At 69.5% G+C, this 22,861-nt stretch carries 19 protein-coding genes and 1 pseudogene; 9 read left to right on the top strand and 11 right to left on the bottom strand.

Translation table 11 applies throughout. The features are described 5' to 3' along the window. Positions 1-328 precede the first annotated feature (328 nt). From guaA to EHW97_RS15955, 3 genes and pseudogenes are all read left to right on the top strand, one after another. Positions 329-1,894 (top strand): glutamine-hydrolyzing GMP synthase, encoded by a 1,566-nt coding sequence (gene guaA, locus EHW97_RS06705; RefSeq protein ID WP_124236398.1) that lies wholly within the window; start codon positions 329-331, stop codon positions 1,892-1,894. Between the two features lie 53 nt (positions 1,895-1,947). Then, a pseudogene (locus EHW97_RS15950) lies at positions 1,948-2,709 on the top strand (gamma-glutamyltransferase); the annotation flags it as partial. After that, a complete protein-coding gene (locus tag EHW97_RS15955) occupies positions 2,704-3,360 on the top strand; it encodes a gamma-glutamyltransferase (protein WP_243696337.1) in 657 nt (218 codons plus the stop codon). The pseudogene EHW97_RS15950 and the gene EHW97_RS15955, both read left to right, overlap by 6 nt. Positions 3,361-3,364: 4 nt before the next feature. On the opposite strand, the gene EHW97_RS06715 is transcribed toward EHW97_RS15955, so the two are convergent. Beyond that, a complete protein-coding gene (locus EHW97_RS06715) occupies positions 3,365-3,568 on the bottom strand; it encodes a PspC domain-containing protein (protein WP_124236399.1) in 204 nt (67 codons plus the stop codon). A gap of 178 nt (positions 3,569-3,746) precedes the next feature. Next, positions 3,747-5,009 carry a PspC domain-containing protein gene (locus EHW97_RS06720; RefSeq protein ID WP_166367419.1) on the bottom strand — a complete coding sequence of 421 codons (1,263 nt, stop codon included), beginning with the start codon at positions 5,007-5,009 and terminating at the stop codon, positions 3,747-3,749. 132 nt (positions 5,010-5,141) lie between these two features. Here EHW97_RS06720 and EHW97_RS06725 point away from each other — a divergent pair, with 132 nt between their 5' ends. Beyond that, complete coding sequence (locus tag EHW97_RS06725; RefSeq protein ID WP_124236401.1) at positions 5,142-6,389, top strand: ATP-binding protein; 1,248 nt, start codon at positions 5,142-5,144, stop codon at positions 6,387-6,389. Further along, positions 6,386-7,027, top strand: a complete 642-nt coding sequence (locus EHW97_RS06730; protein ID WP_124236402.1) for a response regulator — start codon at positions 6,386-6,388, stop codon at positions 7,025-7,027. Before EHW97_RS06725 ends, EHW97_RS06730 begins: the two co-directional genes overlap by 4 nt. A gap of 12 nt (positions 7,028-7,039) precedes the next feature. Here the strand turns inward: EHW97_RS06730 and EHW97_RS06735 are convergent, their stop codons facing one another. After that, entirely contained in the window at positions 7,040-7,390 is a 351-nt protein-coding gene (locus EHW97_RS06735) for a GntR family transcriptional regulator (RefSeq protein WP_124236403.1), read from the bottom strand. A gap of 63 nt (positions 7,391-7,453) precedes the next feature. Between EHW97_RS06735 and pcrA the strand changes: the two genes are divergently transcribed. Next, positions 7,454-9,784, top strand: coding sequence for a DNA helicase PcrA (pcrA, locus tag EHW97_RS06740; protein WP_124236404.1), 2,331 nt, complete (start codon positions 7,454-7,456; stop codon positions 9,782-9,784). 76 nt (positions 9,785-9,860) lie between these two features. Continuing rightward, positions 9,861-11,078, top strand: coding sequence for an MFS transporter (locus EHW97_RS06745; protein WP_243696328.1), 1,218 nt, complete (start codon positions 9,861-9,863; stop codon positions 11,076-11,078). Here EHW97_RS06745 and EHW97_RS06750 read toward each other — a convergent pair. From EHW97_RS06750 to EHW97_RS06770, 5 genes are all read right to left on the bottom strand, one after another. After that, positions 11,068-11,916: an esterase/lipase family protein gene (locus EHW97_RS06750; protein WP_124236405.1), complete on the bottom strand. Its 849-nt coding sequence runs from the start codon at positions 11,914-11,916 to the stop codon at positions 11,068-11,070. The genes EHW97_RS06745 and EHW97_RS06750 overlap by 11 nt on opposite strands. 240 nt (positions 11,917-12,156) lie before the next feature. Next, positions 12,157-13,125 (bottom strand): sulfate/molybdate ABC transporter ATP-binding protein, encoded by a 969-nt coding sequence (locus tag EHW97_RS06755; RefSeq protein WP_124236406.1) that lies wholly within the window; start codon positions 13,123-13,125, stop codon positions 12,157-12,159. Continuing rightward, positions 13,125-13,955 (bottom strand): sulfate ABC transporter permease, encoded by an 831-nt coding sequence (locus EHW97_RS06760; RefSeq protein WP_124236407.1) that lies wholly within the window; start codon positions 13,953-13,955, stop codon positions 13,125-13,127. Before EHW97_RS06760 ends, EHW97_RS06755 begins: the two co-directional genes overlap by 1 nt. After that, on the bottom strand, positions 13,948-14,796 hold the full coding sequence (gene cysT / locus EHW97_RS06765; RefSeq protein ID WP_124236408.1) for a sulfate ABC transporter permease subunit CysT: 849 nt from the start codon (positions 14,794-14,796) through the stop codon (positions 13,948-13,950). The genes EHW97_RS06760 and cysT overlap by 8 nt, the downstream gene beginning before the upstream one ends. Further along, positions 14,793-15,839: a sulfate ABC transporter substrate-binding protein gene (locus EHW97_RS06770; RefSeq protein WP_124236409.1), complete on the bottom strand. Its 1,047-nt coding sequence runs from the start codon at positions 15,837-15,839 to the stop codon at positions 14,793-14,795. Before EHW97_RS06770 ends, cysT begins: the two co-directional genes overlap by 4 nt. A gap of 162 nt (positions 15,840-16,001) precedes the next feature. Here EHW97_RS06770 and EHW97_RS06775 point away from each other — a divergent pair, with 162 nt between their 5' ends. Further along, on the top strand, positions 16,002-18,218 hold the full coding sequence (locus EHW97_RS06775; RefSeq protein WP_124236410.1) for an NADP-dependent isocitrate dehydrogenase: 2,217 nt from the start codon (positions 16,002-16,004) through the stop codon (positions 18,216-18,218). Between the two features lie 347 nt (positions 18,219-18,565). Continuing rightward, the gene (locus EHW97_RS06780; protein WP_124236411.1) at positions 18,566-19,393 is read left to right on the top strand and encodes a hypothetical protein; all 828 of its coding nucleotides are present in this window, start codon (positions 18,566-18,568) and stop codon (positions 19,391-19,393) included. On the opposite strand, the gene EHW97_RS06785 is transcribed toward EHW97_RS06780, so the two are convergent. From EHW97_RS06785 to EHW97_RS06795, 3 genes are read right to left on the bottom strand one after another with little or no spacing between them, the layout of a single operon-like run. Then, positions 19,390-20,868, bottom strand: coding sequence for a DHA2 family efflux MFS transporter permease subunit (locus EHW97_RS06785; protein ID WP_341770283.1), 1,479 nt, complete (start codon positions 20,866-20,868; stop codon positions 19,390-19,392). The genes EHW97_RS06780 and EHW97_RS06785 overlap by 4 nt on opposite strands. A 43-nt stretch (positions 20,869-20,911) precedes the next feature. After that, positions 20,912-22,018, bottom strand: a complete 1,107-nt coding sequence (locus EHW97_RS06790; RefSeq protein WP_124236412.1) for a GNAT family N-acetyltransferase — start codon at positions 22,016-22,018, stop codon at positions 20,912-20,914. Then, positions 22,015-22,860, bottom strand: coding sequence for a prephenate dehydratase (locus EHW97_RS06795; protein ID WP_124236413.1), 846 nt, complete (start codon positions 22,858-22,860; stop codon positions 22,015-22,017). The genes EHW97_RS06790 and EHW97_RS06795 overlap by 4 nt, the downstream gene beginning before the upstream one ends. Position 22,861 lies beyond the last annotated feature (1 nt).

Raw genomic sequence — 22,861 nt, forward strand, 5'->3', positions numbered from 1 at the left:
GCAGTCCGGCCATGAAGGCCACCTGCGCGTCCGGGGTGCTCTCGATCATGTTCCTAATCTAGAGAAGGCCACCGACACTTTCGCGACCGTGTGCACAGCGCCCACGTGGTCTCGCTCCGTGGCGGCTACGCCCTCACTGCCACGGCCCCATTGCTGCTCGCAGAGCTCGCCGCTACTCGACCACCTCAACCGGTCATAGGTGGTCGAGTGGGCCGGAGCTCTGCGGAGGGTAGCGGAGCGAGACCTCGTCGGGTCGATTGCCGTGGGACTGCCCACATCTCTGTGGTCCGGGGGTGGGGGAGGAAGGGGTCGACTCTAGAATCGAACAGTGAGCCTCGACCATGACCTCGTCCTCGTCGTCGACTTCGGTGCCCAGTACGCCCAGCTGATTGCGCGGCGCGTGCGTGAGGCGAAGGTGTACTCCGAGATCGTGCCGCACACGATGCCGCTGGGGGAGATGCTCGCCAAGGAACCGAAGGCGATCATCCTGTCCGGAGGCCCGTCATCGGTCTACGAACCCGGCGCACCGCAGCTCGACCCCCAGATCGTCGACGCGGACGTTCCCGTGTTCGGCATCTGCTACGGCTTCATGGCCATGGCGCAGGCCCTCGGCGGGCAGGTCGCCCGCACGGGACAGCGCGAATACGGCCGCACGCGCGTCAACGTGCTCGACCGCGGCACCCTGCTGCAGGGACTGCCCGAGGAGCTCGTCTCCTGGATGTCGCACGGCGACGAGGTCGTCGCCGCGCCGGAGGGATTCCGGGTCAACGCCAAGTCGCCGCGTGCCACGGTCGCGGCCTTCGAGGACACCGGCCGCCGGCTCGCCGGCGTGCAGTGGCACCCCGAGGTGCTGCACTCCGAACACGGACAACAGATCCTCGAGCGGTTCCTCGTCGACATCGCGGGCTGCCGCCAGACGTGGACGAGCGTCAACATCGTCGACGAGCAGGTCGAGAAGATCCGCGCCGAGGTGGGCGACGCGCGCGTCATCTGCGGCCTGTCCGGCGGCGTCGACTCCGCCGTCGCCGCGGCGCTCGTGCAGCGGGCGATCGGCGACCAGCTGACCTGTGTGTTCGTCGATCACGGACTCCTGCGCGAAGGTGAGGCGGAGCAGGTCGAACAGGACTTCGTCGCCGCGACCGGCGTCGACCTCAAGGTCGTGGACGCGGCCGACCGCTTCCTCGGCCACCTCGCCGGCGTCTCGGACCCCGAGGAGAAGCGCAAGATCATCGGACGCGAGTTCATCCGCGTGTTCGAGCAGGCCGAGCGGGAGGTCGTCGAGGCCGCACCCGAAGGCCAGCCCGTGCGCTTCCTCGTCCAGGGCACGCTGTACCCCGACGTCGTCGAGTCCGGCGGCGGTGAAGGTGCGGCCAACATCAAGAGTCACCACAACGTCGGCGGCCTTCCCGAAGATCTCGAGTTCGGTCTCATCGAGCCGCTGCGAACCCTGTTCAAGGACGAGGTCCGCGAGGTCGGCCGCCAACTCGGCCTGCCGCCGGGCATCGTCAACCGCCATCCCTTCCCCGGCCCCGGCCTCGCGATCCGCATCGTGGGCGCGGTCGACGCGGACCGCCTGCGCATCCTGCGCGCGGCCGACGCGATCGTGCGTGAGGAGACGACCGCTGCCGGCCTCGACGCCGAGATCTGGCAGTTCCCAGTCGTGCTGCTCGCCGACGTGCGGTCGGTGGGCGTGCAGGGTGACGGCCGCACGTACGGCCACCCGATCGTGCTGCGCCCGGTCACGAGCGAGGACGCCATGACCGCGGACTGGGGTCGCCTGCCGTACGACGTCCTCGAGCAGATCTCCACCCGCATCACCAACGAGGTGGATGAGGTGAACCGGGTCGTGCTCGACGTCACGAGCAAGCCGCCGGGAACCATCGAGTGGGAGTGACCCGCCGGGTTGCCGTCGCCGCTCCCAACGCCGCCGCGGCCGATGCCGCCGCAGTGACGGCCGAATCGGGCGGCAACGCCGTCGACGCCGCGATCGCCGCCAGCCTCGTGACGATGGTCAACGAGGTCGGCCTCGTGTCGCTCAGCTCCGGCGGCTTCGTCACGGTGCAACCGGCCGACGGCTCCGACCCGGTGACCGTCGACGGCTGGATGGACATGCCCGGTCGCAGGTCGACGGAACAGTCCCCGATGGAGCCGGGGCAGGGCACCTGGGACGTGGAGACCGAGTACGGCGGCGGCGTCACCATCACCATCGGTCCCGGTGCGGTGGCGACGCACGGGGCAGTCGCGGCGTTCGAAGAGACACACTGACGCTGGGGCACCCTGCCGTGGCGCGAACTCGTCGCCCCCTCGATCGAGGTGGCCCGTGACGGCTTCCGGCTGGGTTCGGCGTCTCGCTACTACCTGCAGTACGTCCGCGACAGCATCTTCGGCTGGGACGACGCGAGTCGAGCGGCGCTGTACGACCCGGTGACCGGGCTGCGCGACGGCTCGCTCGTCGTCCCCGATCTCGCCGACACCCTGACCCACCTCGCGGACGCCGGTCCGCGCACGATGTATGACGGGGATCTGGCCCGGGCCATCAGCGACGACGTGCTCGATCGCGGCGGTCTGCTGAGCCGCGCCGACCTCGCCGCGTACGAGGCGGTGGTCCGCCCCTCGCTGCGGGCCGAGGTAGGGCCGTGGGCGCTCGGGACCAACCCGCCGCCCGCGGTCGGGGGAGCGGTGGTGGCCGCGATGCTGCGGCTCATGGGCGGGCGGGGGCTCGACGACCGCGAGCACCTCGTCGCGGTGCAGCGGCGCGTGCTCGGTGAACGGCTGCGGGTGTTCGACCGCAGCGAGGACCTCGCGCGGGACGCCGCCGCCTTCCTCGACCTCGTGGACCGCGAGGGCCTGGCCGTGCTGGAGTCCGGTTCCACGGCTCACATCTCCGCCACCGACACGGACGGCAACGCCTGCGCGATCACGGTCTCCTCGGGCTACGGCTCCGGGATGATCGCCCGCGGCACGGGCATCTGGCTGAACAACTGTCTGGGCGAGCAGGAGCTGAACCCGCGCGGCCTCCACGGTCTGGAGCCGGGAACCCGTCTGCTGTCCAACATGGCCCCGACGGTCGGTCACGATCGGCAGGGGGCCTCACTCGCGATCGGCTCCCCTGGTGCGGACCGGATCACGACCGCGATCGCGCAGGTCGTGACCGGTTTCCTCTCGGGGCTCGACCTCCAGGCCGCGATCGATCATCCGCGGGTCCACCTGCACCGTGCGGGGTGTCCCGACGAGGAGCTCAAGGTCGAGCAGGAGCCCTCGATGTACTTCGGGGGAGTGGGAGCCACCCTGCGCGATCACGAGGGCCGGCTCCACGCAGCCGCCGATCCGCGTCGCGAAGGCGCGACGCGGATCGTGTGACGGCTCAGTAGGTGATGGTCTCCTCCGGCAGGAGGACCCAGGCGGCGATGTAGGCGATGAGGCCGGTGCCGGTGCTGACCAGCGTCAGCAGGACGACGAGGAGCCGGACGATGTTGACGTCCCACCCCGTGTACGCCGCGAGTCCTCCGCAGACGCCGCCGAGCCACTTGTCGCTGCGGCTGCGCTGGAGCTTCTTCTTGTCGTTCATTTCCTACTCCTGAAGGTTGCCGCCACACCGAGGAGTCCGAGCACGATGAGCGTGATCGGGCCGGCGAGGCGTAGTTCATCTCGGGTCAACAGGCCACTGTCCGCTGCGAACCATCCTGCCGCGATCAGCAGGAACAGCACTCCGGAGAGGAACGGCAGTAGGCGGAAAGGGTGCGTTGTCATGCTCGGACCACCTCGATAACTCCGACGGTGCTGGTGATGTCGATCGTGAAGGCGTCGTCGCTGTCGGATGGCACCTCGACGCGTGCGTCCCACCCTTCGTCATGCCGGGCGAAGACGCTGACCTGGCCGCCCCAGCGGATGCGTGCGTCCACGTTGACGTCCAGTTCCTCCGGCACGACGACCCGGACGACGCCAGCGCCGTGGGTGATCTGCACCGATTTGCCGGCGAGATCGTCCAGGTCGCGGACCTCGGTGAGGTCGTAGCGCAGTTGTCCTGCGCCGACCTCGAGCGTGCGGGTCGCCTGCTCGGCGTTCACGGGGACGAACCGATGGTCTCCGGCTCGAGCGGAGGGGAGTGCCGAGGTCACGGCGAGCGCGAGGGCGAGGATGAGGCCGAAGGGGATCAACAGGCCCGCGTCACCGACCACGCTGCCGACGAGGAGGCCGAGAGCCGTGATCACCAGGGCGACCAGGACGTACACCGGGGCGGCGACCGGCTCGGTCTGCAGCGACCAGATCCACAGCGCGCCCCAGGCGATGAACGTCAGGGAGAGCGTGCCGAGGAACAGCGCGGGGGACCACGTGCGGCGAGGGGTCTGCGGGGGCGGCGGGGAAGCGCCCGCCGACGGCTCGCCCGGTCCCTGGCCCGGCGGCGGTCCGGCGGGCGGGTCATACCGGACGGGGAGCGTCTGGTCGATGGTCACGGTGTCGTCCTCTCTGAACGGAGCGGGATCGGGGCCCGCGGCGGGCGGGCCGGGCGTCGGGGGCGGAGGCGGCGGAACCTGCGCCCGAGCGTCACGGCGGCCTTTGACCAGCCAGTACAGGAACGCGATCGGAACGCCGATCCAGATGGCGATCCAGACGGCCGCCCAACTCCAGTCGCTGAAGCCCCAGGCGCTGTCGCCCAGGACGGCCGCCGCCGCGAGCGCAGCGGCGGCGATGAGACCGATGGTGCGCACCTGCTCGTCGTTCTCGCCGAGGCCGAACGCCTCGCCGACGATGCTGCGGTCCTTGCCCTCGTCGGGAAGGAGGAGCCAGGCCGCGGCATAGAGGATGAAGCCGGCGAGACCGATGAACGCCAGGACGACGAAGCCGACGCGCACGATGACCGGGTCGATGTTCCACCATCGGCCGACGGCGGTCGAGACGCCCGCGATCATCCGGTCGTCGTGAGGCCGACGGACGGACGCGAAGTCCTGGAGCCGCCGTGACGAGGCGGGATCGCCTCCCGGCTGGCCGGTGGTCTGCTGATCGTTCATAGCTCCATCCTCATCGGCGAGCGGTCTGCAGACCATCGGGTGTTCCCCTGAGCTTCCCCGGGGTCCGCTCGGGGTGTCCTGGGGGCTGGTCCTGCTGGCGTGCGTCACCGCGCACGTGTGACGATCGTTCTCGTGACCACGACCGTCCCCGCCTACCGCCGCGCGTCCCGGCCGGCGGATCGCCGCGTGGTGGGCGGCGTCGCGGCCGGGCTCGCGGACCATCTCGCCGTCCCCGTGGTCTGGGTGCGGATCGGGTTCATCGTCGCGACGTGGTTCAACGGCGCCGGCATCCTGGCGTACCTGCTGCTCTGGCGTTTCCTGCCGTTGGCCACCCCCGACGATGCGCCGGGCGTCGAGTCGGCGACTCGCGCCGGGTTGCGGGGCAGCGACCGGCTCGGTCGCCGCGAGATCGCCCAGACGGTGGCCATCGGCGCGGTCGGCCTCGGTGTCTTCACGCTGCTGTCGGTGGTGGGCCGCGGCCCTTCATCCCATGTGCTGGTGCCCGTCCTCGTGGGCGTGGTCGGCATCGCGCTCGTGTGGCGGCAACTCGATGACGCGGCCTGGAACTCGTGGCTGCGGCAGACCTCGGGCCCCGGTCACGTCGGCCGGATCGCCGCCGGTGTGGCGCTCGTGGGTCTCGCTGCGATCTTCGTGATGTCGGAGGGCCGCGGCTGGAGCGCGACGCTCGACCTCGTCGCTGCGGTCGCCGTCGCGATGATCGGCCTCGTGCTGATCCTCGGCCCGTGGATCTCGAGCCTGTGGCACGACCTCGGCGAGGAGCGGCGTCAGCGCATCCGCTCCCAAGAACGAGCCGACATGGCCGCGCATCTGCACGACTCGGTCCTCCAGACCCTCGCGCTGCTGCAGAAGAACGCTCACGATCCGGCAGCCGTGGCGACGCTCGCCCGCCGTCAGGAGCGCGAACTGCGCGACTGGCTCTACGGCGACGAGGCGCCGGCCGGGTCGACGCTCGTCGCGGGCCTTCGCGCCGAGGCCGGCGACGTCGAGACGGCGCACCAGGTCCCCGTCGAGCTGGTGGCCGTCGGGGACGCCCCCATGTCCTCCGATGTCGCCGCCCTCGTGCGTGCCGCGCGTGAAGCGATGGTGAACGCAGCGAAGCACGCTGGAGTCGGTCGGATCGACGTGTACTCCGAAGTCGCCGGGGCGAGTGCGGAGGTCTTCGTGCGCGACCGCGGCGTGGGCTTCGACCCCGACCAGATCCCCGACGACCGGCAAGGGATCCGCGGCTCGATGGTCGAGCGGATGCGCCGCCACGGCGGTGACACCCGGATCAAGTCCACGCCCGGCGAGGGCACGGAGGTCGTGCTGACGATGCCGCTGCGCGAAACGACCACTCAGGAAGAGAGCCGAGAAGCATGAGCGAGTTGAGGGTCGTGGTCGTCGACGACCACGCGATGTTCCGCAGCGGCGTGCGCGCCGAACTCGAGCGGCTCGGCACGGGCCGCGTCCAGATCGTGGGGGAAGCCGACGACGTGCCGTCCGCCGTGCAGGTCATCGGAGAGCAGCGGCCCGACGTCGTCCTGCTCGACGTTCACATGCCGGGTGGGGGAGGGCCGGAGGTCGTCCGGCAGCTGCCGGCCACCACGTACCTCGCGCTCTCGGTCAGCGACGCCGCCGAGGACGTCATCGGAGTGATCCGAGCCGGAGCTCGCGGCTACGTCACCAAGAACATCTCGGCGGCCGAGCTCATCGACGCGATCGAGCGGGTCGCCGGCGGTGACGCCGTGTTCTCGCCGCGGCTCGCGGGCTTCGTCCTCGACGCGTTCGCCGGGACGATCGACGTGGCGCAGGTCGACGAGGACCTCGATCGACTCACGGAGCGCGAGCGGGAGGTCATGCGGCTCATCGCGCGTGGCTACGCCTACAAGGAAGTGGCCAAGGAGCTGTTCATCTCGATCAAGACCGTCGAGACGCATGTGTCCAACGTGCTGCGCAAGCTGCAGTTGTCGAGCCGCCATGAGCTCACCCGGTGGGCCAACGACCGACGGCTCATCTGATCGGCGCCGGGCCTACCAGTGCCGCTCGACGAGGTGGACGGCCTCGCTGCGGCGCAGGCCGAGACGCTGGGCGGTCTTGACGAAGTCGGCGGCCGCGGCGGCCGCGTCGGCGTGGTCGTCGTCCTGCGGGGTGGAGACGAACGAGCCTCGACGCCCCTCGGTGCGGATCACGCCCATGGACTCCAGCTCCCGGTAGGCGCGAGCGACCGTGTTGACGGCGAGGCCCATGTCAGTGGCCAGCGCGCGCACCGTCGGCAGCCGCTCGCCGGGTGACAACTCGCCGGCGGCGACGGCCGCGGCGATCTGCTGACGCAACTGCTCGAACGGTGGAGCGGAAGCATCGGCGTTGATCGTCCATTCCATGGCTCCATTGTGTCGCTTCGGTGGTAACACTGCCTGTCGTCGGAGGCGACTAGGCTGGACGGGATGTCTCTTCCGTTTCCCGTGCCCTCGTCCCCGTCGTCGCCGCGAGCGGGCGGCGAGCGGTCCGCACCGCTCTCGGACCGCCTGCTCGAAGGTCTCAACGACGCCCAGCGCGAGGCAGTCAGCCACGTCGGCGGACCGCTTCTCGTGGTCGCCGGTGCCGGATCGGGCAAGACGCGGGTGCTGACGCGCCGCATCGCCTGGCTCATCGCCGCGCGGGGAGCACATCCCGGCTCCATCCTCGCCATCACCTTCACCAACAAGGCCGCCGCCGAGATGCGCGAGCGCGTGGCCGACCTCGTGGGCGGTCGCGCCCGCATGATGTGGGTGTCCACGTTCCACTCGGCATGCGTGCGCATCCTGCGGCGCGAGGCCAACCGATTCGGCTACACGTCGTCGTTCACCATCTACGACGCCGCTGACGCTCGTCGACTCATGACGCTCGTGTGCCGCGATCTGGACCTCGACCCCAAGAAGGTCAACCCGCGCGGCGTGCTGCACCACGTCTCCAACCTCAAGAACGAGCTCGTCGACCATGAGGAGGCCGCCCGCCGCGCGGCCACGCCCACGGAGCAGACGTACGCCGAGTGCTACGCGCTGTACCAGCAGCGGCTCAAGGCGGCCAACGCCATGGACTTCGACGACCTCATCATGAACACCGTCCACCTGCTCCAGGCCTGGCCGGACGTGCGCGAGGCCTACCGGCGCCGCTTCCGCCACGTGCTCGTCGACGAGTACCAGGACACCAACCACGCGCAGTACGCCCTCATCCGCGAGCTGTGCGACGCCGAGTCCGACCTCATGGTCGTCGGCGACTCCGACCAGTCCATCTACGCCTTCCGCGGCGCCAGCATCCGCAACATCCTCGAGTTCGAGAGCGACTTCCCGCAGGCCCGTACGGTGCTGCTGGAGCAGAACTACCGCTCCACGCAGACGATCCTGTCGGCGGCCAACGCCCTCATCAGCCGCAACGAGGGACGCAAGGACAAGAAGCTGTGGTCCGCCGAGGGCGACGGTGAACTCGTGGTCGGCTACGTCGCCGACGACGAGCGCGACGAGGCCCAGTTCGTGGCCGACGAGATCGACCGGCTCGGCGACGACGGCGCGGCCCAGCCCAAGGACGTCGCGGTCTTCTACCGCACCAACGCGCAGTCACGGGTGTTCGAGGAAGTGTTCATCCGGGTCGGCTTGCCGTATCGCGTCGTCGGCGGAGTGCGCTTCTACGAGCGCAAGGAGATCCGCGACGCGCTCGCCTACATCCGGGTGCTCGTCAACCCGCGGGACGACGTCTCTCTGCGCCGCATTCTCAATGAGCCCAAGCGCGGCATCGGCGACCGCGCCGAGACGGCGCTCGAGCAGTTCGCGTCGCGCAACGGTCTCAGCTTCTGGGAAGCGATGACCCGCTGTGCGGAGATCGGCGAACTCGCCACGCGCTCCCGCTCGGCGATCAGCGGATTCACCGAGGTCATGGCCGGACTCATGGAGCTCGCAGCGTCCGGAGCCCCGGCCGACGCCGTGCTCGAGGCGGCGCTCACCCGCTCGGGCTACCTCACGGTGCTGGAGGAGAGCCGGGACCCGCAGGACGAGACCCGCGTCGAGAACCTCGCCGAACTCGTGGCGGTGGCGCGCGAGTTCGTCGCCGGTGCCGCCACGCTGACCGAGGACGACGAGGTCGGCGGCACCGAGGAGGGCGACCTGACTCCCGGCTCGCTCGCGGCCTTCCTCGAGCAGGTGGCGCTGGTCGCCGACGCCGACGCGATCCCCGATGAGGGCGAAGGCGTCGTCACGTTGATGACGCTGCATACGGCCAAGGGGCTGGAGTTCCCGGTCGTGTTCCTCACCGGCATGGAGGACGGCGTCTTCCCTCACATGCGCTCGATGGGCGACGCCAAAGAACTCGAAGAGGAACGTCGGCTCGCCTACGTCGGCATCACCCGCGCCCGCGAGCGGCTGTACCTCACGCGGGCCACGGTGCGTTCGGCATGGGGAGCGCCGTCGTACAACCCGGCGTCGCGGTTCCTCGACGAGATCCCCGACCACCTCGTCGACTGGCGGCGCATGGGCACCGCACCGACCCAGTGGACGCCGAGCACGCCGTCGGCCACCGCGCGTCGTGAGTCCTTCCGCTCCTCGACGGTGGCGGCCAAATCCCGCCGCGCCACCCGCGACATCGTCGCGCTGCAGCCAGGCGACCGGGTCACCCACGACAGCTTCGGTATGGGCACCGTCGTGGCGCTCGAAGGGTCCGGCCAGAACTCCGTGGCGAGCGTCGACTTCGGGTCCGCCGGCGTCAAGCGGCTCCTGCTGCGGTACGCGCCCCTCGAGAAGATCTGAGTCGTCGCCCCAGGGGTGACAGGGTTCACGCACGGTCACCGGAACAGAAGCGGGACGGGCCTCGTTGTCGACTTCCGTGACCACTTCGACCGTGACGCCGTCTGCTCCTGTCCGCACGCAGCCGCAGCGGCCCACCCATGTCTGGTGGGCGATCGTCGCGCTCGCCCTCGGCGGGTTCGCCATCGGCACGACCGAGTTCGTCACCATGGGACTGCTGCCCGACATCGCTGCGAGCATCGACCGCTCGATCCCCACCACCGGCCACGTCATCACGGCCTACGCCTTCGGTGTCGTGGTGGGTGCGCCGCTCATCGTGTCGCTCGGCGCCAAGCTCCCCAAGCGGGAACTCGCCATCGTCCTCGTCCTCGGGCTCGCGGTCGGCAACGGCCTGACCGCGCTCGCCTCGGGTTACGTGCCGGTCATGGTGTCGCGCTTCATCGCCGGCCTGCCGCACGGAGCCTACTTCGGCGTCGCGTCGCTGCTCGCCGCCGCGATGGTGCCGCCGTCGATGAAGGGCCGCGCGGTCAGCCGGGTCATGATGGGCCTCTCCGTCGGGACCGTGGCCGGCGTGCCCCTGAGCGCGTGGCTCGGGCAAGAACTCGGCTGGCGCGCCGCGTACGCGCTCGTCGTCGTGCTCGCGATCGCCACGGCCGTGATGATCCGGGCCTTCGTCGCCCGGGTCCCGGGCACCCCGGACGCGACGATCGGCCGCGAACTCGCTGCCCTGCGTCGGCCGCAAGTGTTGCTGGCCGTCGCCGCCGGCATGATCGGCTTCGGCGGGGTGTTCGCGATGTACAGCTACGTCGCTCCCATCGTCACCGACGTCTCCGAGCTCTCTCGTGCGACGATCCCGTGGGTGTTGTTCGCCTTCGGCATCGGCTCGGTCGCGGGCACCTGGCTGGGTGGCGTCCTCGCCGACTGGAACAACGTGCGGCAACTCGTCGCCGGGTTCCTCGTGAGTGTCGCCGCCCTCATCGCCTTCTACTTCGTGGCGACCTCGGGCCCGGCCATGATCGCGCTCGTGTTCCTCGTCGGGGCGCTGGGCAGCGTGCTGGCGATCGGACTGCAGCTGCGGCTCATGCACGCGGCAGGCGACGCGCAGATGCTCGGAGCGGCGCTCAACCACTCCTCGCTCAACGTCGCCAACGGCCTGGGCGCGTGGCTCGGCGGACTCGTGATCGCCGCCGGGTACGGCTACGCCGCGCCGAGCCTCGTCGGCGCCGGTCTCGCCGCGGCGGGACTGGCCATCGTGCTGGTCGCGGTCGCCGCCGAGCGGCGTCAGCTCACCCGATGAGCTGGGTGTTGCCGGTGATCGGAGCCTGCGGGTAGCAGCGGACCCGGCGCTCGTCGTCGGGGTCCAGCTTGTTCAGCACGATCTGCGCGACGTTCTTCGAGAACGGAAGGCTCACGTGCTCGGACTGGTCGATGGCGCAGACGTCTTGGATGACGATGTTGTCGACGTCGGCGCCGGGCCCGGCCGTGATCTGTCCGCGTTGCCATGGCGTCACGACCTGGTCCCGCCGGGTCACGATCGTCGTGTAGGACATGCCGGGGATCGTCTCGCCCCCGCCGTTCACCTGCTGATAGAAGGGCGCCTGGGGAGCGGGACTCTGATCGGCCTGCTGAGCGGCCGCCGGCAGCTCGACCAGGTACAGCACGCCCATGGCAGCGCCGAACAGCCGCACCAGTTTGCCCAACTCGGTGATGCCCGAGAGGGTCGTCGGGTGGCTGGAGGGCGCCAGGCCGATCACCTGGTTGACCTTCTCCGGGGCGATGAGGTTGGCGTAGTAGCGGGAGATCGCCCCGCCCTGCGAGTGTCCGACGAGATCGACCTGAGTGGCGCCGGTGCTCGCGAGCACTCGGTCGACGAACGGCCCGATCTCCTCGGCGTTCTCGATCAGGTCGCCGGTGCCGTTGAGGAACGCGATACCCGTGGAGTTGCCGTAATTGAGTGCGTACACGCAGTAGCCCCGTTCGGCGAGGATCGGTGCGAGCCCGTTCCAGTTCGCGTACGCGTTCTCGAACGTGCCATGCACGAGGACGACCGCGCCGGGGGTGCGCGGCGCTGGGACGACACCCCCAATCGTTCGCCCCGAGGGGATCGCGTTCCGGGTGGGAGATCGATCGCGCATACGCGGCGGGGAACGAGGAGTCCTCGCCCCACGGGGCGAAGCGGATCGGGTGCGGCACCGGGTTCGGGGCCGCCGCAGTGGCCGGCGTGGCGACGAGCGTGAGCAGGACGGACACGGTCGCGATGACCGCGGCAGACAGACGTGTCGACATGATTCTCCCCGATGTGACGTAGCTCACGAAGCGAGCCAGGGCCACTGTAACCGGGAGTTGCGCCCGATGTCGAGAGTCGATCGTCCGGTTCAGGCGCTGACGACCGACTGGGCGCCGACCGCCGGACGCAGCCACACGTGATCACCGGGATGCAGGCCCAGGGCGTGCGCCTCCGTGCGCGTCACGCTCACCTGCACGGGGGCGTAGCGCGCGTCGGTCGGCGTCACCTCGAGCCGGATCTCGAAACCGACGCGGGTCCAGCGGGTGATCGGCCCGTCGACCACCGCCGCCTGCTCCACCCGGGAGATCTCGATGTCGTGGGGGCGGATGAGGCGGTCTCCGAGCGTCGTCACGGGGCCGAGGAAGCTCAGCACGAAGTCGCTCGCGGGCTTGTCGTAGAGGTCGTCGGGGGTGCCCACCTGCTCGATCCGGCCGTCGTTGATCACCACGATGGTGTCCGCGACCTCCAGCGCCTCCTCCTGGTCGTGCGTGACGAACACCGTGGTCACGTGGACCTCGTCATGGAGCCGCCTTAGCCAGTCGCGCAGCTCCTTGCGGACCTTGGCGTCGAGGGCGCCGAACGGCTCGTCGAGGAGCAGGACGCTCGGCTCGATCGCCAAGGCGCGGGCTAGCGCCATCCGCTGCCGTTGGCCGCCGGACAGCTGCGCCGGGAGCCGGTGGGCGAACTGCTCGAGGTGGACGAGTTCGAGCAGTTCCTCGACCCGGCGGGCGATCTCGGCCTTGGGCCGTTTGCGGATCTCCAGGCCGAAGGCGACGTTCTTGGCGACGCTCATGTGCTTGAACGCCGCGTAGTGCTGGAAGACGAACCCCACGTTGCGGCGCTGAGCCGGCACGTTCGTGGTGTCCTGGCCCTCGATCTCGATGGTGCCGCTGTCAGCAGTCTCCAATCCCGCGATGATGCGCAGCAGCGTGGACTTGCCTCCGCCGCTGGGCCCGAGCAGAGCCGTCAGGCCGCCGCTCGGGATGCTGAGGTCGATGTCGCTGAGCGCGACGAAGTCACCGAACGACTTGTTGACGCCGACGATCTCGATACCCATCAGGCCTTCTCCTCCTTGGGGCGCAGCACGGTGACGACGACCAGTGCGGCAACAGCGATGAGAGTCAGCAGGAAGCTCGTGGCGTACGCCGCTCCCCGCTCGAACTCGAGGTACTTCTCCTCCACGAGGAGCGTCGCGGTCTGGGTCTGCTGGCTGATGTTGCCCGAGACGATCTTCACCGCGCCGAACTCGCCGAGCGAGCGTGCGAGACTCAGCACGACGCCGTACACGAGTGCCCAGCGGATCGAGGGCAGCGTGATGCGGCGGAACGTCTGCCAGCCGCCGGCCCCGAGCGAACGCGCCGCCTGCTCCTGCTCGGTGCCGATCTCCTGCAGAACGGGGACCACCTCGCGGATCACGAGGGGGAGACTGACGAAGGCCGTCGCCATGATGATGCCGGGTACCGAGAAGACGACTTGGAGATTGATCGCGTCGAGGACGGGCGCGAAGTAGCCATCGCGCGGTCCGTACGCCAACAGCAGGGCGAGACCGATCACGACCGGCGACACGGACAACGGCAGGTCGAGCAGCGTGTTGAGCAGCCCCTTGCCGGCGAAGTCGTACCGCACGATCAGCAGGGACATTCCGACGCCGAACACCGTGTTGATGACGACCGCCCAGAAGGCGACGACCACGGTCATCTGCAGCGCAAAGACCACGGCCGGGTCCTGCAGCGTCGACGCGAGGTGGTTGCCGTCCCCGAACGTCCGCGTGACGACCAGCGAGACCGGCCACGCCACGAGGAAGAACAGGTAGACGAGCACGAGCCCGCGGCGCACGTAGGTGGCGGCAGTGCGGCGCGGCCCGCGCCCGGTCGCGTGACTAGCCATGCCGCGCCACCCTCCGCGAGATCAGGTTGAGCGTGACGATCGCGGCGAGGGCCACGGCCAGCAGGATGACGGCCACCGCGGATGCCGCCGCCGGGTTGTCGTTCTCGACGTACGTGAAGATGCGCACGGAGGCCACCTCGGACTCGAACGGCAAGTTGCCCGAGAGCAGGACGAGCGAGCCGTACTCGCTGATGCCGCGCGCGAACGAGAGCGTCGCGCCCGAAGCGATCGAGGGGGCGAGGCTGGGCAGGATGATGCGCCGCCACGTGGTGAACGTGCTCGCGCCGAGCGACGCCGCCGCCTCCTCCACCTCGGGCTCGAGTTCCATGAGGACCGGCTGCACCGCGCGCACGACGAACGGCAACGTGACGAACAGCAGGGCGAGGAACACCGAGTGCGAGGTGTTGGAGACGTCGACTCCCAGCGGACTCTCCGGCCCGTACAGGCTCAGCAGTACCAGGCCGGCCACGATCGTCGGCAGCGCGAAGGGGATGTCGATGATGGTCTCCAGCGCCCGCTTGCCCCAGAACTGGTCCCGCACGAGCACCCAGGCGATGAGAGTGCCCATGACGACGTTGACCAGAGTCACGAGCAGTGCCTGGCGGACCGTCAGGCCGATCGCGGAGGCGGTCTGAGGGTTGCCAAGGGTCTCGACGAACACGCCCCAGCCACCGCCGGCCGCTTGGAAGGAGATGAGAGCGAGGGGGATCAGCACCAGGATGCTGAACCACGTGACCCCGACGCCCAGACCGATCGCGGCCGGACGGGTGAGCGTGGAGGCGCTCCTTCGGGGACGACGCCTCCGCGTCGTCCCCGAAGGCGACGTGAGCAGGTCGGTCACGACTGCAGTCCCGCGGCCGCCTGAAGGCGCGTGATGATGCCGTCGCTCTCGTCGAAGAACTTGCTGTTCACGGCCTCCCAACCGCCGAGGTCGTCATCGATCGTGAAGAGCGTCTCGACCTCGGGGAAGGGGTTCGCGGGGTCCATCGCGCCCTCGACCTCGCCGAGCTTCACTCCGTCGACTGTGCGCAACGGCCGGAATCCCTTCGCGACGTACGCCTCCTGGCCCTCCGGTGTGAGGACGAAGTCCAAGAACGCCTTGGCGGCGGGATCGGCGTCCTTGAGGACGGCCGCCGGGTTCTCGATGAGCAGGGTGTCGCGCGGCACGACGTACTCGATCGGCTCGCCGTTCTGTCGCGCGAGGATGGCCTCGTTCTCGTAGGAGATGAGGACGTCGCCCGTCCCGCTCTGGAACGCTTGCGTCGCGTCGCGGCCGCTGCCGGGGAACGCCTTGACGTTCGCGAGGACCGCGGCGAGGAACGTCTCGGCGTCCGCTTCGCTTCCACCCTTGCCGATGACGTGCTGCCACGCGCCGAGAATGTTCCAGCGCGCGGCCCCGGACGATCCCGGGTTCGGGGTGACGATGCCGACGTCCTCGCGGGCGAGGTCCTCCCACCCCTGGATGTTCTTCGGGTTGCCTTCGCGCACTACGAGCACGACGACGGAGTCGGTCACGATGCCCTTGTTCGGTCCGTCGTCCCAGGACTCGTCGACGAGACCGGCGTCCACGAGCCGCGTCACGTCGGGCGTCACCGAGAAGTGGACGTAGTCGGCGTCGAGTCCCGACGCGACGGCGCGGCTCTGGTCGCCGGAGGCGCCGTACGACTCCTGCCACGTGACACCTGCGCCGTCCGGTGTCTCAGCGAAGGCCTGCTGAGCGGCGTTGTTGCCGGCCTTCGGCACCGCGAAGCCCACGAGCGACAGCGAAGGGCCGTCGCTGTCGCCGCTGCCGGCGCCGGACGGCGCACAGGCGGCGGTCGCGGTGAGCGCGGCGGCCAGGGCGAGTGCGGCCGCGAGCGGGCGGCGCCGGGTCCAGCGAGTCATGGGTGTGCCTTTCGAGTCGGGGAGAACGCGACCAACGTACGGGCCTCGACCGCCGGTGAGACGGTGTTCCATCTACCGGACGCGGGGCCTCATTCCCCCGCGCGCGTGGTATCCGCGACGGCACCGCGCGACCGGCCCGGAAGGCGCGGTAGGTTGGGCCCCGTGAGCGAATCGACGATCATCTACACGCACACGGACGAGGCGCCGGCCCTGGCGACGCACAGCTTCCTGCCGGTCATCCAGGCCTACGCGGCCACGGCGGGAGTCGATGTCGAAACCCGTGACATCTCGCTGGCGGGCCGCATCATCGCCGCCTTCTCGGACCGGCTGCCGGCCGAACAGCGCATCGATGACGCGCTCGCCGAGCTGGGTGAGCTGGCCAAGCGTCCTGAGGCCAACATCATCAAGCTGCCGAACATCTCGGCCTCGATCCCGCAGCTGAAGGCGGCGATCGCCGAGCTGCAGTCGCAGGGCTATGAGCTGCCGAACTACCCGGACGAGCCCAAGACCGATGAGGAGCGCGACATCCGCGCCCGTTACGACAAGGTCAAGGGCAGCGCGGTCAACCCCGTCCTTCGTGAGGGCAACTCGGACCGCCGCGCACCGGCCTCGGTCAAGAACTACGCGCGCAAGCACCCCCACTCGATGGGTGCGTGGAGCGCCGACTCCAAGACGAACGTCGCGACGATGGGCGACCGGGACTTCAAGTCCAACGAGCAGTCCGTGGTCATCGAGAACGACGACACGCTGCGCATCGAGCTCGTCACCGCCGACGGCGAGACCACCGTGCTGCGCGAGTCCGTGCCCGTGCTGGCCGGCGAGGTCGTCGACGCCACCTACATGGACGTCGCCGCGCTGCGGTCCTTCCTCCGCGACGCCATCGCGCGGGCCAAGAACGACGGCGTGCTGTTCAGCATCCATCTCAAGGCCACGATGATGAAGGTCTCCGACCCGATCATCTTCGGCCACGTCGTCAAGGCCTTCCTCGAGCCGGTCTTCGCCCAGTACGGCGAGCAGCTCGCGGAGGCCGGGCTCAGCCCCAACGACGGCCTCGGTGCGATCCTCTCGGGTCTCGACGCGCTCTCGGACGGGGACGAGATCAAGGCGGCGATCGATGCCGCGCTCGCCGACGGTCCCGCGCTCGCGATGGTCGACTCCGACCGCGGCATCACGAACCTGCACGTCCCGAGCGACGTCATCGTCGACGCCTCGATGCCGGCGATGATCCGGACGTCCGGCCACATGTGGGGTCCAGACGGCCAGGAGCACGACACGATCGCCACGATCCCCGACAGCTCGTACGCGTCGGTCTACCAGACCGTCATCGACGACTGCCGCGCCAACGGTGCCTTCGACCCGGCCACGATGGGCAGCGTGCCCAACGTCGGTCTCATGGCGCAGAAGGCCGAGGAATACGGCAGCCACGACAAGACCTTCGAGATCCCGGCCGACGGCACGGTGCGCGTCGTCAACTCCGCCGGTGACGTGCTGATGGAGCACAGCGTCAAGGCGGGCGACATCTGGCGCGCCTGCCAGACCAAGGACGTGCCGATCCGCGACTGGGTCAAGCTCGCCGTCTCCCGCGCTCGCGCCACGGGCGACCCGGCGGTGTTCTGGCTCGACGAGTCGCGCGCCCACGACGCCAACCTCATCGCCAAGGTCAAGCAGTACCTCCCCGAGCACGACACCGAGGGCCTGCAGATCGAGATCATGGCGCCGGCCGAGGCCACGCAGTTCTCGCTCGATCGCATCCGCAAGGGCGAGAACACGATCTCGGTCACCGGCAACGTCCTGCGCGACTACCTGACCGACCTGTTCCCGATCCTCGAGCTGGGCACGAGCGCCAAGATGCTGTCGATCGTCCCGCTGATCGCCGGCGGCGGCCTGTTCGAGACCGGTGCCGGTGGTTCCGCTCCCAAGCACGTGCAGCAGCTCGTCAAGGAGAACCACCTGCGCTGGGACAGCCTCGGTGAGTTCCTCGCCCTCGCGTCGAGCTTCGAGCACCTCGCGCAGACGACGGGCAATGCGCGGGCGCAGGTCCTCGCCGACACCCTCGACCGGGCGACCGGCACGTTCCTCGACGAGAACAAGTCGCCCAGCCGCAAGGTCGGTGAGATCGACAACCGCGGCAGCCACTTCTACCTCGCGCTCTACTGGGCCGAGGAGCTCGCGAAGCAGACCGAGGACGCCGAGCTCGCCGAGGCCTTCGGTCAGTTCGCCGCCTCGCTGCGCGAGAAGGAGGACCAGATCAACGCCGAGCTGCTCGGCGTCCAGGGCCAGCCCGTCGACCTCGGCGGCTACTACCAGCCCGACGTGGAGAAGGCGACGGCCGTCATGCGGCCCAGCCCCACCCTCAACGAGGCCCTCGCCTCCCTGTAGGCCCTCCGGCCCGAGATGTGGTCGGTTTTGTGTCACTTGAGCCTGCTCTTGTGACACGAAACCGACCACATCTTGTTTTTCCACGCCCTTGCGTTCCGGATGATGAGAATCCACATCTCGCTCGAGCGGCCTGGTGCTCGGGCTGAACACCGGTCGACGCTGGCGACGTGCCGCAAGCTCGAGATCTGCCCGCCGAATTGGGGCGAGGACCGTTCACCCGACGCCACGCCCTGGCCTTAGGACTCACCGACACCCAGCTACGAGGGCGAAGATTCCGGCAGCTGTTTCGAGGCGTCTACGTCGTACGCGCCCAGGCTCTTTCGCTGCTCGTCTGGACTCAAGCTGCCTTGCTCATCGCGCCCGCCGGAGCAGTAGTCAGCCACCACACCGCTCTCGCGCTCTGGGGACTCCAGCTTCCGGGCTGCCATCCGATCCACCTGTCGACCAATCAGCGTCTCCGTCTGCGGGTTCCCGGCATCGCGTGGCACCGGCGCAAACACCAGATCGGTTGCCGCGAGGTCGCAGGCGTCGTCGTCACGGGACCGGAACGAACGATCGTCGACCTCGCCACGAAGCTGCCCTGGCACTGGTACGTAGTCGTTGCTGAGTGGTTCATCGGCCAGGGGCTCACCACGCTCGAACGCTTGGACGAGTACCTCCGCGACCATCACCTCGACGGGGTTCAGCGCGGCCGCCGGCTCATGCGCTGGGTCAGGGAGCGGGTGGAGTCGCCACTGGAGTCGCTCGTGCGCCTCATGATCCTCACTGCGCGGTTGCCGGAGCCGTCGTGCAACGTTGAGGTCTTCGATGCCGAAGGACGATTCGTGGCGAGAGTGGACTTGGCCTATCGCGCATGGCGGGTTGCCATCGAGTACGACGGGCGATGGCACGAGAGATCCGATGCGCAACGCCGACGAGACCGCGATCGACGCGAGCACCTCGAACGTCTGGGGTGGACGATGGTCGTCATCTACGACCGCGACCTCGACCAACCGCAGACCATTCCATTGCGTGTCTTCGAAGCGCTGCGCGACCAGGGCTACCTCGGCCCGGCGCCGGTGATGTCCACGATGTGGTTCCGCTGGTTCTCCCGAGCCCGTTTGTGGTCGATTCCGTGTCATTCCGAGCCCCTTCCGTGGCACGAAAGTGACCACATCTCGCGCCGGAGGGGCTAGGGGCGGGTGGGGCGGGTGAAGAGCTGGACGAGGACGAGGCCGACGAGGAAGGCGGCGGCGGGAACGAGGACGGCTTCGGACATCGCGGTCGCGAAGGGGGCGAACGCCTCCGGCGGGAGAGCGGCCGCGCCGGCGCCCTCGGCGCCGGCGCCGGAGGCCTGCGGGAGATGCGTGGCGAGCCGGCTCTCGATGGCGGCGGCGATCGCCGCGCTGCCGAGCACCGCGCCCACCTGACGCGTCGCGTTGTACACCCCTGAGCCGGCGCCCGCCGACGACATCGGCAGATTGCGGGTCGCGGTCGCGGCGAGCGGCGACCAGAGGAAGGCGTTGCCGAACCCGATGAGCGCCATGACGAGCAGCAGCCCCCACACCGGGCTGTCAGGCGTCAGGAATCGGCTCATCAGCACCAGCCCGACCGCCGACGCGCCGAAGCCGACGGAGGTCAGGAGCCGCGGCGCCACGCGGTCGGTGAATCGGCCGACGATCGGTGCCATCACGCCCGTGACCACCGCCATCGGGATCAGCAGCATGCCGGACTCGGTGGGTGTCCACCCGCGCACGGACTGTGCCCACAGCATGAACGGAAACGACATCGCCGTGACGGAGAACGACACGGTGGAGATGGCCGCGTTGGACACCGAGAAGTTGCGGTCGCGAAACAGCGCGAGCGGGACGAGCGGCTCGCGGCGGATGCGCGACTGCCACCAGAGGAACACCGCACCGACCACAAGTCCGGCGCCGATCAGCAACGGCACGGAGACGACACCGGTGATGGTGCCCCAGTCGTAACGCTCGCCCTCCTGGATGCCGAAGACGATGAGGAACATGGCGGCCGCGCTCAGCCCGACCCCCAGCCAGTCGAACGAGTGCGTGTGCGTCTCCAGCTGCGGCACGAGCTTCCAGGCCAGGACGAACCCGATGACGCCCACCGGCACGTTGACGAAGAAGATCCACTCCCAGCCCGCCGCATCGACCAGCACGCCGCCGAGCACCGGTCCGACGAGCGTCGCGACCCCGGCCGTCGCGCCCCACAGCGCCATGGCGCGACCACGGCTGTGCGGCGGGAAGGTGCGCGTGATGACCGACATCGTCTGCGGCGTCATGAGCGAGGCGCCCAGACCCTGGAACACGCGCGCGACGATGAGCAGCTCGACCGTCGTCGTCAGGGCGCACCACAACGAGGCGAGCGTGAAGATCGACAGCCCGGTCAGGTACACGCGCTTGGGTCCGAGCCGGTCACCCAGGCGGCCGGTGATGAGCAGCGGCACCGCGTACGCGAGCAGATAGGCGCTCGTGACCCAGATGACGGTGTTGTAGTCGGTGTCGAGGGCGTCGCGGATCGCCGGCGTCGCGACCGACACGATGGTCGAGTCGACCAGGATCATGAAGAAGCCGATGACCATCGCCCAGAGAGCGGGCCAGGGGCTCGCCGGGGCGACGGACGGGATCGTGTCCGAGGGCGAGCAGGCAGTCACTCTCGCCAGTGTGCCACTGCGCGCGGACAGCGCGCGGGGAGCGTCAGCGCAGCAGTTCGTAGCCGACGAGGTCGTCGTAGCTGCCGTCGCCGAGCCGTTCGGCCGCGCGCTGAGTGCCGAATGCGGCGAACCCTGCGGCCGATGCCACCCGTCGGCTCGCGGTGTTGCCCGCAGCGGCGTAACAGGTGAGCCGGCGCCGGTCCAACCCCTGCGGATCGAACGCGTACTCCACGGCGGCCTGCACGGCAGCCGTCATCAGCCCACGCCCGCGCGCGTCCGGATGCAGCCAGTAGCCGATCTCTCCGGCGTCGTCCCACGGATTGCCGCGCAGGTCCATGACCGAGACGTTGCCGAGCAGGTCGTCGGTCTCCGGGTCGGCCACCACCCACACGCAGGATTGGCCGGTCGCCGCCTTCCACACCGCGTTGGCGATCGTCGAGCGGGCGTCCGCCAACGTGTACGGCTTCGCGATGCCGTCGAGCCAGTGCCGCAGCAGCGGGTCGGCGAACGCCTCGACCAACCGCTCGGCGTCGCTCTCGCGATACGGCCGCAGCCGCACCGGCCCGGCGTCGACCTCGGCGCTGGTCCAGCGGGTGCGCGGTACCGGCGGGTCACCGAAGCGGCGAGAACCGGTCCACGCGTCGATGATGCGGCCGCGCTCATGAAGGAGGCCGGGCTGCGTGCCGTGGAGGGTGAACCCGCACGCGTGGGCGACACGTAGTGAGGCCTCGTTGCCGACGTGGGCGTTCCAGTGCACGATTTCCTTGCCGCCCTCGGTGAAGGCGTACTCGACGGCGAGGTCGACCGCGCGCCGCATCAGGCCACGGCCCCGTGCCCACGGGTGCAGTGCGAAACCGATGTCGGTGACCGGCCCGTCACCGCGGATATCGACGTTGCCCGCGTATCGGCCCTCGGCCTCGATCGCCCAGAACATGCCCTTGCCGGCGTTCCAGCCCTCCGGGATGACCTCGAGCGCGAAGCGCTCGCTGTCCTCACGCGCGTTGGGCACCGGGATCGCCGTCCAACGGCGCATCTGTGGATCGTTGGCCATCTGGCACATCGGGTCGACGTCGTCGGGTGTGTGGGCACGCAGCGTCACGACGCCGTCGGTGAGGACCGGGACGTTGAACGGGAACAGGAGGGCGCTCACGCGGACGCGGAACGGAACGGGTCGGCAGGGTAGACGCCCATGATCTTGACCTCGGTGGTGAAGAAGCCGAGTTCCTCCAGCGCCCGGGCGAGGGCCGGGTCCTCCGGATGTCCCTCGACTTCGGCGAGGAACTGGGTGGCGATGAACTCGCCGCCGACCATGTAGCTCTCCAGCTTGGTCATGTTGATGCCGTTCGTCGCGAATCCGCCCAGCGCCTTGTAGAGCGCCGCGGGAAGGTTGCGGACGTTGAACATGAACGTCGTGACGACGGGCCCGCTGCCCAGGGGAGCGCGCCGCGGCTCGGGGGAGAGGACGATGAAGCGCGTCGTGTTGTGGGCCTCGTCCTCGACGTCGTGCGCGAGGACCTGCAGGCCGTAGATCTCGGCGGCGAGCGGCGGCGCGATGGCCGCCTGCGTGACGTCGCCGGCCTCGTGGATCTCGCGGGCCGCGCCTGCGGTGTCGCCGGCGATGACGGGCGTCCAGCCGTGCATGCGGATGATCCGGCGGCACTGGCCGAGCGCGTGCACGTGGCTGTGCACCGTCTTGATGGAGTCGAGCGTGGTGCCGGGCGTGGCCATGAGCGCGAACTGGATGCGCAGGAAGTGCTCGGCGACGATGTGCAGGTTCGTCGTCGGCAGGAAGTGGTGGATGTCCGCGACGCGGCCGGCGAGGGAGTTGTCGATCGGGATCATCGCGAGCTCGGCGCCGTCGGCCTCGACCAGCGCGAAGGCGTCCTCGAACGACGCGCAGGCGATGGCCTCGGCGTCCGGGTAGTTCTGCTTGATGACCAGGTGCGAGTTCGCGCCCGGTTCACCCTGATAGGCGATGCGTACCGTGCTCACG

Source organism: Aeromicrobium camelliae (assembly GCF_003850045.1).
Classification (GTDB): Bacteria; Actinomycetota; Actinomycetes; order Propionibacteriales; family Nocardioidaceae; genus Aeromicrobium; species Aeromicrobium camelliae.